This window comes from Enterobacter cloacae complex sp. SHL009 (genome assembly GCF_049237205.1).
Taxonomy (GTDB): Bacteria; Pseudomonadota; Gammaproteobacteria; order Enterobacterales; family Enterobacteriaceae; genus Enterobacter; species Enterobacter cloacae_M.
Window position 1 is genome coordinate 68,568 of sequence record NZ_JBMKIW010000012.1, and the last position, 14,547, is coordinate 83,114.

Here is a 14,547-nt window from a genome sequence, read left to right on the forward strand (position 1 = left end):
CCGACACAATTAAATTCGTGGTGCTAATTGGTTTTTTTTGTGTCCATTTTATATGGACCTTTATGTCAGCATCGTCTGTTTTTTATCAGGCTCACATATTAACCGATATGTCCGTTAGTTCCCCTCCGTCCCCAATAAGTGTGAATATAAGTCTGACTGGTGCATCTGCGATGGAATTATCATGTATGCTGACGTCTGCATATGGCGGGAATGTTAACATTCCATTTTTTACAGAGTGTACTCTGTTTTCCTTATCCATATAGCTGATACTTGAAATAGACAGATAGTTAGCTGAGTGATTACTGCATTTCAGTAATCCTTTCATCTGCAGTGTACATCGTAACTTTGTCATACTTTCAGCCGGGGAAGTGGTGACTGGCGCAGGTCTGTAAATAATTTTAATTTGCGTGTTCATGGTAACAAGAACACTGTTTTCTTTATCCATTCTTGTATCGGGCGGCATTTCATAAATATTCAGCCAGAAAAGTGACTCCCGGTCCTGAGCCAGTGATGTCTCATTTTTTACTATACGAATGCCTCTGACATCACCCGATTCAAGTCTGAATACCGGAGGAAGGATGATAAAGGGAATATTCTTCACATCCGGATCCCCTTCTCCATTATCGGCCCAGGTCTGCACAACTACCGGGTAAGAATTGGTATTTACCAGCATCAGGCTCTGCATCCTGTCAGAGGCATTGAAAATGACTCTTGACTGAGATGGCATTACGCCAGATTGAACGGGAGATACTAACATCCAAAGCATCAAACTGATTATGATTTTATTCATTGTACCTGCACCATTACCGTCGCAGTGGATTTAACTTTGCCGGCTACAACTGTCTGGCCATCTATTTTTTTGAGCGTGGCGGTGAAGTTATAGCTGTAATTGGTATATCCGCTACTGGAACTGCCAACCGGTGTCGCATTATTCAGTACAGGATACCAACCCGCTGCATTGCCCGAATGGTTAAGAATATCCATGCCCTGCTCGCCGATGAGAGTTAGTGCTGTATCCGGCGCACTGCTGTATGAGATTGCGATCCCCACGCCTTTTGCCATTCCCGTCGCCTGATAGTTATCAGACAGCAGTAAGCTGACGCCATTGCTGCTGTTTACCAGTCCAAGACCCTTGGCTGCTGTGAATGCCCCGCTTGATACCTGGAATCCTATTGCGGTCTGGCCGGAATTCGCGGTTGTACCTGAGGTAACTGAATTACTGCATTCAACCGTTACATTAAAACCCGCAGTGCTGGTCAGCCCCTTATTTAAATCACTTACTGAAATCGTTGGCAGAAGCACCACTGGTGTCGCACTTCTGGCGACACAGCTTGGTGAGTTGTAAAGCGTGTTGACAGACCTCATGCCATAACCAAATCCGTTATCAACTCCCCAGAAACGGTAGTTAGTGTTACTGTCTTCGCCTACATTGTCATGGGTCAGGCCCGGGCCGACCAACTGAATATAGGAGTTCGGCTGTATGCATGAATAATTGACGCCGGTCGGTGTTCCTGTGACAACGCCGGATGTACCCCTTCCACAATAGGCTGAACCAGAACCACTCCCGGGAGGAATAGTACTGATGCGATATAATTCTGCCTGAAGAGCAGGTACGTCCTGCAGACGAATATCTATCTTGGCTGAGTTAGATGAGTTAGTGGCATAGGTCGTAATCGGAACTTTGGCCCAGAAACGGGTCAGCGTTACGCCACTCATTGTCTGTTTTATACCGACATAAGCGAAGTACGTTGCATACACATCCGGTATGCCGTCCTGTGCTCCGAGATCCCAGTATCCACCGACCCTGTCATCACCATTCGTTGCCGCAAGAAAATAAATATTCGGCAAATCTGTTAAATCACATGTCCAGAGAATGGTCGACGCCGTTGCACCACCATAGGTGTAGTTTGTCGGTGGCACGGTAATTGACCCCAGCAGGGTACGAACCGGCTGAAAGTAGGTATCCGTTAAATTGATGCGACCAAAAGGTATCAGTGCCGTCCTGTTATCTTCCGTCTGTGAAGCACCTGTGCTCTTACAGGTTGCCCAGCTCCCGAAGGCGCTCAGAGAAAGAAGCAAAACTAAAAGTGTACGTATCATCCTGTCAATTCTCTTCATGAAACACCTCCCTGCCGGTTGCTGCATGTTGCGCTGAGGTTCACTATCTCTGCGTTTATCTCATCTTCGCTGAGAGTGTACGGTATGTAACATTTTTTACCGTTACCCCATTCAGCCAGAAGCTCACCGCTGGTATCTGGCACCCTGACATAGACCTGGCCTCCCTGTCCCGTAATTCCGATCGCCTCGCCTTGTTGATCGTAGACTTGCGTCCCCATCGGTAGGGTATTCCCGTCCCGGGAAGTCACCGTAATCAGCAGGGCTGTCCCTGTCCGCGTTTTAAAACTGACGTTAACAGCAGCACCGGCGACAGGAACCACTCTTTTCTGGCTGTCTATGATTTCTGCACGTCCCTGCATGCCTTTGGGATCAAGAGAAATATTGTTATAACGGTACGGCGTCAGTGCCGGAATTAATGCATAACCATTATTGTCGATAACCGTCTGGTCAGAGCTGAATATACGGGCCCCCTCGGCGCCTTTTGCCTCGACAATTGCAAAGGTATCACCCAGATAAGGGCCAAAAGTCACACCACCCGCATGTACGGCTAACGCCCCCTGAGCGTTGGCCGAAGTTTGCCAGTATCCCTGTCCTTTCGAAGCGCTTGCAGCCAGCGACGCCTTTGGCAATCTCCGCTGTAAACTGCCGCTGAATACGTTCTGCTGGTACTTTTGATCCCGAATGGCGGTAATGCTGTAGCTGGTTGTCTGATTGTCATCTGCCATACCTGAAGCACTTGCCTGATATTGATCCCCCCCACTGTTGCTGTGGTTATAGGATGTACTGAAACTCACGGGACGCGGGCTGTCTGAGAATAGCGGTATAGAGAATGAAACAGCTGCAGCATTTTCAACATGGCCACGATTGTTATAGGTTCCGACGCGTTGTCTTGTTAAAGCCACGTTCATACTGATGTTCTGACCAAGCATTTTGCTGAAACCCAGCTGGTATTGCGTGTCCCGCGACCGGCCGTCACGATAGGACTGAGTGGCGGCATTAATATATGATGTACCAAAATCACCGAGCGTCTGGCTCAGCGTCAGGTCCCATCTTTCGCGTTGACCGCTGGTATAATTTAACCATTCATTGCCTGTATATATTCTGTTCCTGTCACCTAGTACTGAAAGCAGATCGCGATAGCCGGCAGTAGAGTATCTGTAGCTGGCAAGTGACAGGTTTGTACCGGTAGCACTGAAGGTTTTGCTCCATGACAAATGACTCATCCATCCCTGACTGGTCCTGTCGTCACTCAGTTTCGCCGTGGAGTAAGTTGCATCTGCACCAATTGCCCCGATTCTGCTGGCATGGACACCGCCAAAAACATAAGCCGTGTAATTTTTTGCCATGCGTAACCCACCGTTTGCAGTCAGCGCATTAGTTATCCCTCTCTGGTAGATAAAATCACCAAATTCGGTAGTCACATCCGTATCGCGTACTCTTCCGAGCGCTAAGTTATATTTCGACATGCCGGGACGTATTGACTCAGGTAAAGCTGAGAAGGGGACGGAAAAGGTTTTTATCGTGCCATCAGCTTCGGTAATAACAACAGTCAAGTCACCATTACCACCAGTAGGATAAAGGTCATTGATTTCAAATGCGCCTGGTGGGACGGTTGTCTGATAGATATCCTGGCCATTCTGACGTATGGTCACTTTCGCATTACTTGACGCGATACCTTTAATCAGCGGGGCGTAACCTCTTTGCGACTGAGGAAGCATCTCTTCAGCGGATGAGAGGTTTAATCCGTTATAGCTCATGCCAGAAAAGAACTTACCGTTGGTAATCAGCTGGCCAGCCATCAGTTGAGTGTTGAAGGCTGGCAGCGGACGCTGTACGTACTGGCGTACGTTATTCCACTGATATCCCGTCTCTTTATTCCAGTTAAGGTTGCTAATCTGCCGGTATTGCCATGAGGCAATATTGATGCCTCCGTTTAAGGAAAGCCACAAAGAATCCAGGTTGCTGCCACGAGAATCTGAGTAGGACACGTGATAATAGTTAGATACATAGTTCAGGAAACCCACGTTGTTCCCTGTCTGGAATTTATCGGGATTGACGTAATCCTTTGGTCTGCTGAGCAACATTGCCTGAGGTACTGAGACGTTTAGTTTTAGTTCAGAAAGGTTTGTCCGGGCAACAATTGCTGTTGAAATGTCGGAGGTAATGAGACAACTTTTTGTATTTTTTGAGACCGTCAAATTCTCTTTGAGTCCGATATCAGATATCAGATTCTCTGGCAGGCACGGCAACACACTATTGTCATGCGTAATATAAGGGACTGTGTAATTTCCTAACAATTCATTGTTGATATAAACATCAAGTTTATATTCACCCGCAGCTATCGCGTTAGGGTTCTTAAGAGACTCAAGAACAGATTGATCGAAGTTAGTACCTTTAAATAGCTCAGCATCAAAAATATATTCTTCTGAGCTTACCTCATCAGATGCTGTGGCAGAGAAAGATATCACTGAAAGATTTACGATTAAGAGCGTTATGCTTAGTAAAGATAACTTAGTAACCTCTTGAGGCACTTTACAAGTGTCTTTCCTTAATGACATCCGCTCCATAGTCATTCACCATTATCAGTTTGATTGTCGCCCCTCTCAGTGAATGAATTCCATCCGGAAGAGACCATTTAACCTGTGAATCAGGATCTAACATTACGCTCTTGGCCAGTGATATATAACGGCTGCCTGACTTCAGTTCAGCACTTCTGACATTAATAAAGTAACCCGTTGGGTTTTTAACCCGTAATTCGCTTCCAGATGCTGAGAATTCCATTTTGTCATACGCATCTTCCGCTTCTCCGCTCAGACCTGCTGGCCTGTAGAAAATTTTCACCCTGTTAGTGATGGCAAGAACTAACTGGTTCTGGCTTTTCTGCTCAGGTGTGACCATAGGCAATTGTGTGAAGCTAAGATAAAAAATCGATTCTCTGTTCTGAGGTAAGCGACTCGCATCTTTCGTAATTAACCTCACAGATTGTCCTGTTTCTCTCTCCATTCGGAATACAGGTGGTACAATAATGAAAGGTGAATGAGAATCAGGTGTACCTTTATCATCTGTAATCTGCATCTGAACAACGTAGGGCTGACTATCAGGGTTTTTCAACTGAACGGTTTTCTCTTTATTGTTGAATGGCACGATCACACGAGTACCGGTCATTACAACGTTTGCATTTGCGCCCGCCATCATGCTAAATGCTGCAAAAAAAAGAATTATTGGCCTGATTTTCATATACCACCTGCTTAAGCTGGCTGCACCGAAATGCAGCCAGTGATGTCATCAAAGGTAACTGATGCTGTATTCTGCAACAGAGGTAATTTTACCGGGAGTGCCCGCGCTGCCCAGTGAAAAATATTGCGCGCCGAACTCGTAGCTCGCAGTATTTTCTCCAGCCGGTAGTACCAGTCCGGTAACGCCGGTTACACCATTAAGCGCAATCGCAGTACTTCCACTGGTCCCCCCGTTGAGTAACTGAATACCAAACCCTGTCGCGGCATTTGCACCTGTGAGGGTGTTCCCCAGCACGCCATAGGTTGTGTCAACGTTATATCCGAGGAAGTTAGTTGTAAGCGCAGTATCAGATGATCCAGCAGTGCAACCACTCACGGTAACTTTGAAGGGAGTTAATCCTGCGGTTTGACTTGCAGCAAGCGTCGCGCCGAAGTCCTTGACTGATACGGTTGGTAAAAGAACGACAGCATTTGTGGTCCCGTTAATATCCACTGTACAGGTTTGCTCAGTAACTTCCCCCTGGAAAGTGACTGTAGGTGCCGCTTCTGAAGCAAACGGAATGAGTGAAATAACGGCTAATGGTAAATATTTATTCAGTGTAATTTTCATGGCAATGTCCTATTGATGAATTTCACGGGTTCCTGAATAGACGACTAATTTACTAGGATTTAAGACTCGAAAGAAAATATCTACTTAAGAGTTTTGTGTGAAGCAAATCATTCTGCTTTGAATAGAGTATGCGCACGAGTTTAATTTATGTCAATTATACGCACAAAATTGTTCATTTTTTTTGCCACACCTTAACCGCTTGATAACTAAGGATTATATTATATATACTTACACAAGAAAAAATATTTGTGTAGGTTTTTTGTTTTTTCATTAAATAATTGTTAAAAAGGTTGGTGAAATTAAATAGCAACCCCCCATAATTAGGGGGGGGTGAAGATGATAAGAAACTATTAAAAGATAATGACTATCATTTGTATTGAGCCTGTACTTTAGGATTCATGAGCTGATTGCTGCCGCATTCGCTTATACTCCAAACTGACACGAAGGAATAAAAATTCTGGTTAATGAAATCAAAACCAGCATTCACTTGCTAAACGTTTAGCCCAGTCTCTGAGTAGATAAAGTCTTCGGGATGTGGCCAGATAATCAGTGAAACCTGATGATTAACTGTATAGCGACCTGAAGAGTCATCGGTAGTTATTTCTGGGAAGATCATGATAGTCTCAGGTATGACTCCGATGACTAGTATCATAAACACCTTTCATGTTCCGGAGAGTTTCCCCTGCCCCATATTATTATCTTTATAAAGTGCTCGATATTATCGTCCTGCGATGAAGTTTCCAGTTCTGACTATCGCTGACATCACAGATGTCCTCAAGCATGTGGCCAATTGCATAAACGGTATTGTATGAAGCTGCATACTCAGGTCAGCTACTTTTCATTTACCAGACCGTGGGCTTCTGCAGATATGTCTTAAGGCCAAACGGTCCTGGACAATACCTTTAGGACCTATATGACGTCCAGCTACACCTTAAAATTCATAGTCCTCTCCAACTACGACGCGAAGTGGCCTTAGAGTTCACTTTCAAACCAAAGATACCAAACATCGCGACCTTCTCAATGTATCCCTAAAGCATATATGCCTCGAATCGTGGATGAGGCGGCTTCATTCTCCATCAAGCTGAGACGGGAATGTCTCTTCCAATTTTTTATTTCTGATTTATAATTTGGCTAAGGTGATGGCGTTCCACCTTTCCCAACCGCCCCTTTAAGGGCTGATGACGCCTGATATGACTCTTGATTTTCAGGAGGTATATCAGGCCGTCCAAAATTCCATTCGGCCTGTGTACTTCCCTCTAATGGGGATACACCATTGATTCATGTTATTGGCCATTCAAACCCTGACAGCGATGCCATCTGTACAGCAACCGTAACTGCATGCTGGCTCAACCATTGCGGACGCCCTGCACGGGCATGGCGTGCAGGAGACGCGAGCACAGAAACCAGATTTATTTTTCGAGAAGCTGGACTTACGCTACCTCCTTTTCTCGACATTCCTCTTCTAAAAGAAGATGTATGGTTGGTAGATTTCACCGATCCGCTTCAGGGACCTGCTGGTCTTATCCAAAGCAATATTATTGGGATCATTGATCATCACCGATTGGGTGGCCTTACAACCTTACTTCCCCCTGAGGTCTCAATCAAACCCGTAGGCAGCAGCGCAACTGTTCTCTGGCTGATGATGAACACAGAGATGCGCAATGCAATGCCTCCCGCCTACGGTATTTTACTTCTCGGTGCACTGCTTAGCGACACAATTGATCTCCTTTCGCCTACAACCACCGAAGACGATCTTCGTGCCGCCACAGAACTTTGCGTCTGGTCAGGGATAAAACGGAGAACTTTTGCACAAGCTCTAATTGCGGCCAAAACCGATATTTCCGGACTCTCCGCAGAGCAGCTTCTTAATAAAGATCTTAAAGTCTTTTCTCTTGTTGGAATCGATGCCCGCATAGCTCAAATCGAAATAAGCACATCGGGTCAGATAGCACCTCTGCTCGATGAATTGCAGGAAACTATGGCGCAAATGGCCATGTCAACGGGATCTGGTCTTGTCGTACTGATGGTAACCAACATCACAGAATGCTGTTCTTCACTATATTTCGCCGGGCCGGAAGGGGGCAGTACACCTTCATTCTCAGTAGAGGGCATGGTCAGCCGGAAGAAGCAGCTTCTTCCCTGGCTGGAACGTTTTCTGCTTCAGAGTCGGAGTCAGCCATGAAAATCTACACGCACGCACTGGTTCTTGTTCAGTCTAAGAAAGACGGAGCTCAACTTCTGGAGCATGCGGCTGAACTATCGCGTCTCCTCCAGATGAAAATCACTCTCGCACATATCTGCACTGATTACCGTGAGATGAACTATGTATCAGACGGATTGATGGATGATGCTGTATCAACAGAAATACTTAAGGCCAAAGCACTCCTCAGTGAGCTGACTTCATCTGTGCCTGAAAGGGTGGATGCGCGCGAGGTGGTAACTCTGCGTCGATTCGAGGACTTACAGAAATGCATAAACGACATCGGGGTGGACATGGTGATTGCAGGTCATCGCAACCGTTTTATGGGGGCGCTCACGTCCCGCTCCGCTGAGTACGTTAATCATCTGAACGTAGATGTTCTTATTAAACACATTCATGATTGAGTTTGAGGACAAGTATATGAATTTTAAACTTGAAAAAGTTGCTGCACGCGAAATTCTTGACTCCCGTGGTAACCCTACAGTTGAAGTTGAGGCATTTACTTCTGACGGGCAAATGGCGCGTGCGTCAGTACCGTCTGGTGCCAGTACAGGCACCAGAGAGGCAACTGAACTACGCGATGGTGATATAGGGAGGTTCGGCGGAAAGGGAGTACGTGATGCGGTCAAAGCAGTTAATACAGAAATCTGTAGCGCTGTCAGAGGGACTGATGTAAGAGAGCAGCGTCAACTGGATAACCTGATGAGGGAACTTGACGGCACGGAGAACAAAAGCCGACTCGGAGCAAATGCGATTCTTGGTGTTTCACTTGCGGTGTCAAGGCTAGCTTCTCAGGTTACGCGTCAGCCGCTTTATCGCTATCTGGGAGGACTTAACGCCAGTCTGATGCCTGTTCCTTGCATGAACATCATCAACGGTGGGGTTCATGCTCGTGGTCAGGGAGCCGACTTCCAGGAATTTATGATAGCCCCGCACGGTGCTTCGACGCTTACTGAGGCTGTTCGTCAGGGGAGTGAAGTTTATCAGGCGCTTCGCCAGATCCTCCTGACCAGGAACCTCTCCGCAGCAGTTGGCGATGAAGGTGGATTTGCCCCTGCGGTCTCCTCAAACCGGGAGCCACTCGAATTAATTGTTCAGGCCATTGAACACGCCGGTTATCGCCCGGGCGAAGACATCAGTATCTGTATGGATCCGGCATCAAGCGAATTTTACAGCGAAGGTAAATATCACCTGCGGACCGAAAAAAACTCACTGAGCGCTGAACAAATGACGGAATACTACGGTGAGCTTATGGATGATTTTCCTATCATTCTGCTTGAAGATGGGCTTGCTGAAGATGACTGGGCGGGCTGGAAATATCTGCACACGAAACTTGGCGGACGTGTTGAACTGGTAGGTGATGATATTTTTGTAACCAATGTGAAGTACATTCGCCGGGGTATTGAAGAAAATCTGGCCAGTGCAGCGCTCATTAAGCTCAATCAGATTGGTACATTAAGCGAGACATTTGATGCAGTGTCACTTTGCCATGAAAACGGTTGGGGGGCTTTCATTTCGCACCGTAGTGGAGAAACCATGGACACTTTCATAGCCGATATGACGGTAGCGCTCCGTGCCGGACATCTGAAAACTGGTGCTCCCTGCCGTGGTGAACGAATTGAAAAATACAACCAGCTAATGCGTATTGAGCAGGAACTTGGCGCTGAGGCCCGTTATGCCGGTCTTAAAGCATTCGTTCGCCATGGTTAATAATAACCATAACAGCATATGAGAAAAGGGGGCTGGGTAAATTCAGTCCCCTGTGATTCAGTATTTATATTTTATTCAGGTAGGGAGTGTGGCATTGAGTCAGTTGTTAGCAATTATGTGTGGTGGTGCTGTAGGTTGCGTTATACGCTGGTTTTTTGGGGTTAAACTCAATACTCTCTTTCCTTCATTACCTCCGGGGACACTCCTCGTCAACTTGTTGGGGGCCTTCATCATCGGCGCAGCAATGGCATTTTTTATGCGCCATCCCCAGTTAGATCCAGCTCTGAAGCTTCTTATTGTCACCGGTTTATGTGGTGGTCTGACAACTTTTTCTACGTTTTCAGTTGAAGTTTTTACGCTATTACAGGCGGGCAATTACTTATGGTCTTTCATTTCTGTAATGGTTCATGTGTTAGGTTCCCTGCTCATGACTGCAGCAGGATTTTATCTTATGGTAATAGTCATATCATAATTAGAGTAAAACCTTTCAACCCAATTGTATTAATCATTGATTGGGAAATTAAAACACCGTCATAATACTGACGGCGTAGTGGTGTTAACGAACCAGATGCAGGAAGTGCAGATGTTTTTCGTACTGGTCGAGTATGTCATTAATAAGCTGTTCCTGGTTCCAGCCCATCACATCATAATTTTGACCGCCTTCTTTGAGATAAACCTCTGCGCGATAATATCGATGTTGCTCAGCCTGCTGCTCATCACTATCCATCGCAGCCAGGGCGAAGGTTGGCGAGTTATACCCGCGAAGCCTCACTTCATAAATATAATTCAGCTCGTTACCCAAATCGACTTCAAGGCGAATACGATCGTCGGCAGCGTCATTGATGTGGCTAATCGTTCCCTGCTTGTTAAGTTCTTCCTGAACCAGCTTCATTGCGGGCTGGATAACCTCATCCATAAAGCGTTTCACAAGAGAACGCTTAGGCAGATAAGCGATATTACGCAACCTTCTCTGCCAGGGAATAGGGTTACGTGCAGCCGTCGGCGCAATAGTTGCCATGCTCAGGCTTTCACGCTTCGTCAAATCCCGTCTTAGGGCTTTTAACAGTCCGTATATGGATACCAGTAAGATCACTGAGAAGGGTAATGCACTCGCGATTGTCACCGTTTGCAGCGCGCTTAGCCCACCCGCAATCAGAAGTGCAATTGCTACAATGCCCATGAGCGACGCCCAGAAGATACGCTGCCAGACAGGCGTGTTAGCGACGCCGCCAGATGCCAGAGTATCAACAACCATCGCTCCCGAGTCAGCAGACGTTACAAAGAAAACAATAACCATCGCCATTGCAATAAATGACAACACAGACGAGAACGGGAAATGCTCCAGGAAATTAAACAGCGCCAGAGCAACATCCTGTTGGACGGTATTCGCCAGGTCAGTGGCGCCCTGGGTCATGATGAGATAAATGGCGCTGTTTCCAAACACCGTCATCCACATGAGTGTGAAGCCGGCGGGAACAAACAACACGCCAGTCACGAACTCACGAATTGTCCTGCCACGGGAAACGCGTGCGATGAACATCCCTACAAACGGCGACCATGAAAGCCACCATCCCCAGTATAATAATGTCCAGCCCCCCAGCCAGTTACTTGACTTAGGTTCATACGCATAAAGGTTGAACGTTTTACTCACCAGTTCCGACAGATAACCACCCGTATTTTCCACAAATGACTTCAGCAGAAGCACAGTGGGACCCAGGCACAGGACCAGCGCCAGGAGCAACACCGCCAGGCCCAGATTAAGCTCAGACAGGATGCGTATTCCCTTGTCCAGGCCAGACACCACCGAAATCGTCGCTAACCCCGTGATGACCACGATCAGAATGACCTGTACCGTTTCATTGATGGGCACGCCGAAAAGATGGTTCAAACCGGCATTCACCTGCAATACACCGTAACCCAGCGATGTCGCAACGCCAAAGACAGTGCCTATCACGGCGAAGATATCAACCGCATGGCCTATAGGCCCGTAGATGCGATCGCCGATAATGGGATAGAGTGCAGAACGCAGCGTTAAAGGCAGACCGTGACGGTAACTGAAAAAAGCCAGAATCAGCGCCACGATGGCATAAATTGCCCATGCGTGCAGACCCCAGTGGAAGAACGTCAGTCGCATGGCTTCCTTCGCTGCCGCAACAGTCTCTGGAGTGCCGACGGGTGGCGAAAGATAATGCATCACCGGTTCGGCAACGCCAAAGAACATCAGGCCGATCCCCATCCCTGCCGAAAAAAGCATCGCAAACCAGGAGTGATAGCTGAAATCTGGCTGCGCATGGTCCGGACCCAGCTTGATATCTCCGTATCGTGAGAGTCCCAGGAACGTGACGCTCAGCAAAATCAGGGCCACAGCAAGGATGTAGAACCAGCTGGCATTCGTGAAGATTTGTTGCTGCAGTAATTTAAAATTTTTGTCGGCAACATCCGGGAATACGGCGGCAAAGGCGACAAGAAGGAAAATTAACAAAGCAGAGGTAAAGAAAACCGCTTTGTTAATCTGGCTTTTGGACTGCTTTGGGACAGTATCATTTTCACTCATACTTAAACTCATTGCATTATCAAGTGGAAATATAAAAGTACAATGGTAACAAAATGTACGCAAGGTTTCTGACCAAAGTTGGGTTTATTTACCCTTTGCATGCGGATGGTATTTTACACCCGATATAAGTGGTTTTTATTCTTGAGGCACAACATTGGAATAGTATTGTAAAAATAAAAAAAGATGCGTGATATGAAGAGGAATTCTACGCGATTCTGGCTTAAATATAGTGTATTTTTTTTAACTGTTAAAGGAGACGTGAATGACAGTGAAAAAGCAGGAACTTATCGCGGCAGGATTTACCAGTAAGGATGTCGAGCGAATCAAACGTTACCAGGCGACGGGAGAATCGCAGGAGAGGGTTTTGAAAAATCTGGCCGGTTATTTCCTGTCAGTAGCCTGGCTTACCGGCGGGATGACAATGATCACCCTGCTCACCGCGATCTTTGGCAGCGCCAGCCATGTTATCTTCTGTGTGGTTGCCGTCGTCTTTCTGCTGATTGTGCTGCTCTTAGTGATGCCTGTCATACTTGGCTATAAATCATGGAAGCTGATGAGATCACAGATCAGCGACTCCGGTCATCACTGGTAAGGAGTTCCAGTACCACCTTAGCGCTCCCCCCATCCCATAACCTTCATCGTCAATTTACCCAGAGACATGGTTTCCACCTTGCGGTAATACTCTCCGGGAAGATAACGGAAAAGACGCCAGGCCTCAGCTTTACCGGTCAGCCCAAACATCCCATAAACAGCCAGCTGTAAGCATGGTTGCAGTAAAGATCCCCAAGCCAATATCGAGACTATCTCCTATAAATTCTGCAATGGACATCGCGACGTCCGCCAGGATCCCTTCTGAAGCCGGCTCATTCAGGAGCTGACGTGCAGCTTCCGGTAAGGGAATCCTCAACCAGAACGGTACCGGCAAGCATGCCAACAGGCGTCATGATGGTGATCATGACACCTCCTTAACGCCGGCAAGTACAACCTTAATTCCGGATATCAAATATCCGACTATTTTATTCTGCACTGGTACATATTGAATTTCAGAGTAGATCCGGGCATAGCCAGTTTTCAGTATGCGCGACTGTTCAAGGAGGTACTCATTCTCAGCTCGTAGGTTTTTCAGGTAGCCAATGCATTCTTCATCGTTTTAAGCTCGCCTCGCCGCCTCAAACTGTTGCATGACAACCTGTCTTACTTCATCCACGAATTTCAGCCGGGTCAGTGAATCACTGAGATGCATGGCCGCGACCACATTTGCGGTATGAACAAGCTTCCGGGCTTTCAGATTTATCATCATATCAGCCCACTGATGTCGACTTTATCTTGGAAAAATCGCGATATCCATTAAATATTCCTTATCTTTCTTCAGGGCTAGAGTCCATTAACCTGCCTTTCTCAATTTTTTGCAGTTTTTCAACCTTTTCTACCTGTTCTGGTAGATGATGAGCCTATAAGACTATGAAAAAATCAAAATGATTTCGCATCTGCAAAGCAGTGTGTGTATCAAAAGCCTGGTATGCTTTGGACGCCTCCTGCCGGAGACGTCCTTTTTTTGAAGCGTGCATATGGCGGATGAAAAATCCCGGATATTATGTAATCATGAATATCGAAAACATCTGAACAGTTTTCACTTACAACGAATTTGACACATTTGAGGACACTTCTTCCCCTGGGCGGTGTCCTTTTTTTTACTCTTTCAAAGCAAACAGCAGCATGTCCCGGTTAAATTCGATTCCGGTATCATCGTCTTGGTCGAAGATACGCACTACCTGCGACACTATTTCTGATACACGGTCATTAAGGCTCAAAAAATAGTCTGCCAGCCAGAACATCAAATACACGACACATCATATAGCTGGTTTGTATCCTGAATGAGAAATGAAATAAGGTTCATAAATCAGTACGATATATTTTGACTTAACACAAACTGCCTCTAAACTTCCGGTATAATAACAGCAAGTATGCTTACGGCAGGGAGTGATGTCACCCTGCCGTTTTTTTTAAAAGTGTCCGTGTCCGATTGAACGTGCAGGAGCTGCTTATACTCGCCGACAGACACAGCAGCTCCGCAGGACCAGTCCTGTGATAATTAGATTTCTCAAAAGCTCTTCACGCA

The 14,547-nt window shown here is 46.5% G+C and carries 12 protein-coding genes and 1 riboswitch; of the genes, 5 read left to right on the forward strand and 7 right to left on the reverse strand.

The features are described 5' to 3' along the window. Nucleotides 1-91: 91 nt before the first annotated feature. The 5 genes from ACOTZC_RS21120 to ACOTZC_RS21140 are packed head-to-tail and all read right to left on the reverse strand — an operon-like array spanning nt 92 to nt 5,964. Nucleotides 92-790 (reverse strand): molecular chaperone, encoded by a 699-nt coding sequence (locus tag ACOTZC_RS21120; protein WP_421636000.1) that lies wholly within the window; start codon nt 788-790, stop codon nt 92-94. After that, the gene (locus ACOTZC_RS21125; RefSeq protein ID WP_421636001.1) at nt 787-2,118 is read right to left on the reverse strand and encodes a fimbrial protein; all 1,332 of its coding nucleotides are present in this window, start codon (nt 2,116-2,118) and stop codon (nt 787-789) included. The genes ACOTZC_RS21120 and ACOTZC_RS21125 overlap by 4 nt, the downstream gene beginning before the upstream one ends. Further along, complete coding sequence (locus tag ACOTZC_RS21130) at nt 2,115-4,685, reverse strand: fimbria/pilus outer membrane usher protein (RefSeq protein ID WP_421636002.1); 2,571 nt, start codon at nt 4,683-4,685, stop codon at nt 2,115-2,117. The genes ACOTZC_RS21125 and ACOTZC_RS21130 overlap by 4 nt, the downstream gene beginning before the upstream one ends. Continuing rightward, complete coding sequence (locus tag ACOTZC_RS21135) at nt 4,651-5,355, reverse strand: molecular chaperone (RefSeq protein ID WP_421636003.1); 705 nt, start codon at nt 5,353-5,355, stop codon at nt 4,651-4,653. Before ACOTZC_RS21135 ends, ACOTZC_RS21130 begins: the two co-directional genes overlap by 35 nt. Before the next feature lie 48 nt (nt 5,356-5,403). Further along, nucleotides 5,404-5,964, reverse strand: coding sequence for a fimbrial protein (locus tag ACOTZC_RS21140; protein WP_047626701.1), 561 nt, complete (start codon nt 5,962-5,964; stop codon nt 5,404-5,406). Between the two features lie 1,126 nt (nt 5,965-7,090). Continuing rightward, a riboswitch (Fluoride riboswitch) is annotated at nt 7,091-7,159 on the forward strand. A gap of 78 nt (nt 7,160-7,237) precedes the next feature. Between ACOTZC_RS21140 and ACOTZC_RS21145 the strand changes: the two genes are divergently transcribed. From ACOTZC_RS21145 to crcB, 4 genes are all read left to right on the forward strand, one after another. Further along, nucleotides 7,238-8,146, forward strand: coding sequence for a DHHA2 domain-containing protein (locus ACOTZC_RS21145; protein WP_421636004.1), 909 nt, complete (start codon nt 7,238-7,240; stop codon nt 8,144-8,146). Further along, nucleotides 8,143-8,568, forward strand: coding sequence for a universal stress protein (locus ACOTZC_RS21150; protein ID WP_248169851.1), 426 nt, complete (start codon nt 8,143-8,145; stop codon nt 8,566-8,568). The genes ACOTZC_RS21145 and ACOTZC_RS21150 overlap by 4 nt, the downstream gene beginning before the upstream one ends. Before the next feature lie 16 nt (nt 8,569-8,584). Beyond that, the gene (gene eno / locus ACOTZC_RS21155) at nt 8,585-9,874 is read left to right on the forward strand and encodes a phosphopyruvate hydratase (RefSeq protein WP_407821668.1); all 1,290 of its coding nucleotides are present in this window, start codon (nt 8,585-8,587) and stop codon (nt 9,872-9,874) included. A 94-nt stretch (nt 9,875-9,968) separates the two neighbouring features. Beyond that, nucleotides 9,969-10,346 (forward strand): fluoride efflux transporter CrcB, encoded by a 378-nt coding sequence (crcB, locus tag ACOTZC_RS21160; RefSeq protein ID WP_407821669.1) that lies wholly within the window; start codon nt 9,969-9,971, stop codon nt 10,344-10,346. Nucleotides 10,347-10,430: 84 nt separating this feature from the next. On the opposite strand, the gene ACOTZC_RS21165 is transcribed toward crcB, so the two are convergent. After that, the gene (locus ACOTZC_RS21165; protein ID WP_421636005.1) at nt 10,431-12,428 is read right to left on the reverse strand and encodes a BCCT family transporter; all 1,998 of its coding nucleotides are present in this window, start codon (nt 12,426-12,428) and stop codon (nt 10,431-10,433) included. Nucleotides 12,429-12,690: 262 nt separating this feature from the next. On the opposite strand from ACOTZC_RS21165, the gene ACOTZC_RS21170 reads away from it, so the two are divergent. After that, complete coding sequence (locus ACOTZC_RS21170) at nt 12,691-13,020, forward strand: hypothetical protein (protein ID WP_421636006.1); 330 nt, start codon at nt 12,691-12,693, stop codon at nt 13,018-13,020. A gap of 17 nt (nt 13,021-13,037) precedes the next feature. Here ACOTZC_RS21170 and ACOTZC_RS21175 read toward each other — a convergent pair whose 3' ends face one another. After that, on the reverse strand, nt 13,038-13,169 hold the full coding sequence (locus ACOTZC_RS21175) for a DUF4225 domain-containing protein (RefSeq protein ID WP_231686677.1): 132 nt from the start codon (nt 13,167-13,169) through the stop codon (nt 13,038-13,040). Between the last annotated feature and the right edge of the window lie 1,378 nt (nt 13,170-14,547).

Excerpts from the sequence above, each read along its gene's own strand:
- ACOTZC_RS21120 (WP_421636000.1), bottom strand. The coding sequence starts at position 790 with ATGAATAAAATCATAATCAGTTTGATGCTTTGGATGTTAGTATCTCCC.
- ACOTZC_RS21125 (WP_421636001.1), bottom strand. The coding sequence starts at position 2,118 with ATGAAGAGAATTGACAGGATGATACGTACACTTTTAGTTTTGCTTCTT.
- ACOTZC_RS21130 (WP_421636002.1), bottom strand. The coding sequence starts at position 4,685 with ATGGAGCGGATGTCATTAAGGAAAGACACTTGTAAAGTGCCTCAAGAG.
- ACOTZC_RS21135 (WP_421636003.1), bottom strand. The coding sequence starts at position 5,355 with ATGAAAATCAGGCCAATAATTCTTTTTTTTGCAGCATTTAGCATGATG.
- ACOTZC_RS21140 (WP_047626701.1), bottom strand. The coding sequence starts at position 5,964 with ATGAAAATTACACTGAATAAATATTTACCATTAGCCGTTATTTCACTC.
- ACOTZC_RS21150 (WP_248169851.1), top strand. The coding sequence starts at position 8,143 with ATGAAAATCTACACGCACGCACTGGTTCTTGTTCAGTCTAAGAAAGAC.
- eno (WP_407821668.1), top strand. The coding sequence starts at position 8,585 with ATGAATTTTAAACTTGAAAAAGTTGCTGCACGCGAAATTCTTGACTCC.
- ACOTZC_RS21165 (WP_421636005.1), bottom strand. The coding sequence starts at position 12,428 with ATGAGTGAAAATGATACTGTCCCAAAGCAGTCCAAAAGCCAGATTAAC.
- ACOTZC_RS21170 (WP_421636006.1), top strand. The coding sequence starts at position 12,691 with ATGACAGTGAAAAAGCAGGAACTTATCGCGGCAGGATTTACCAGTAAG.
- ACOTZC_RS21175 (WP_231686677.1), bottom strand. The coding sequence starts at position 13,169 with ATGTTTGGGCTGACCGGTAAAGCTGAGGCCTGGCGTCTTTTCCGTTAT.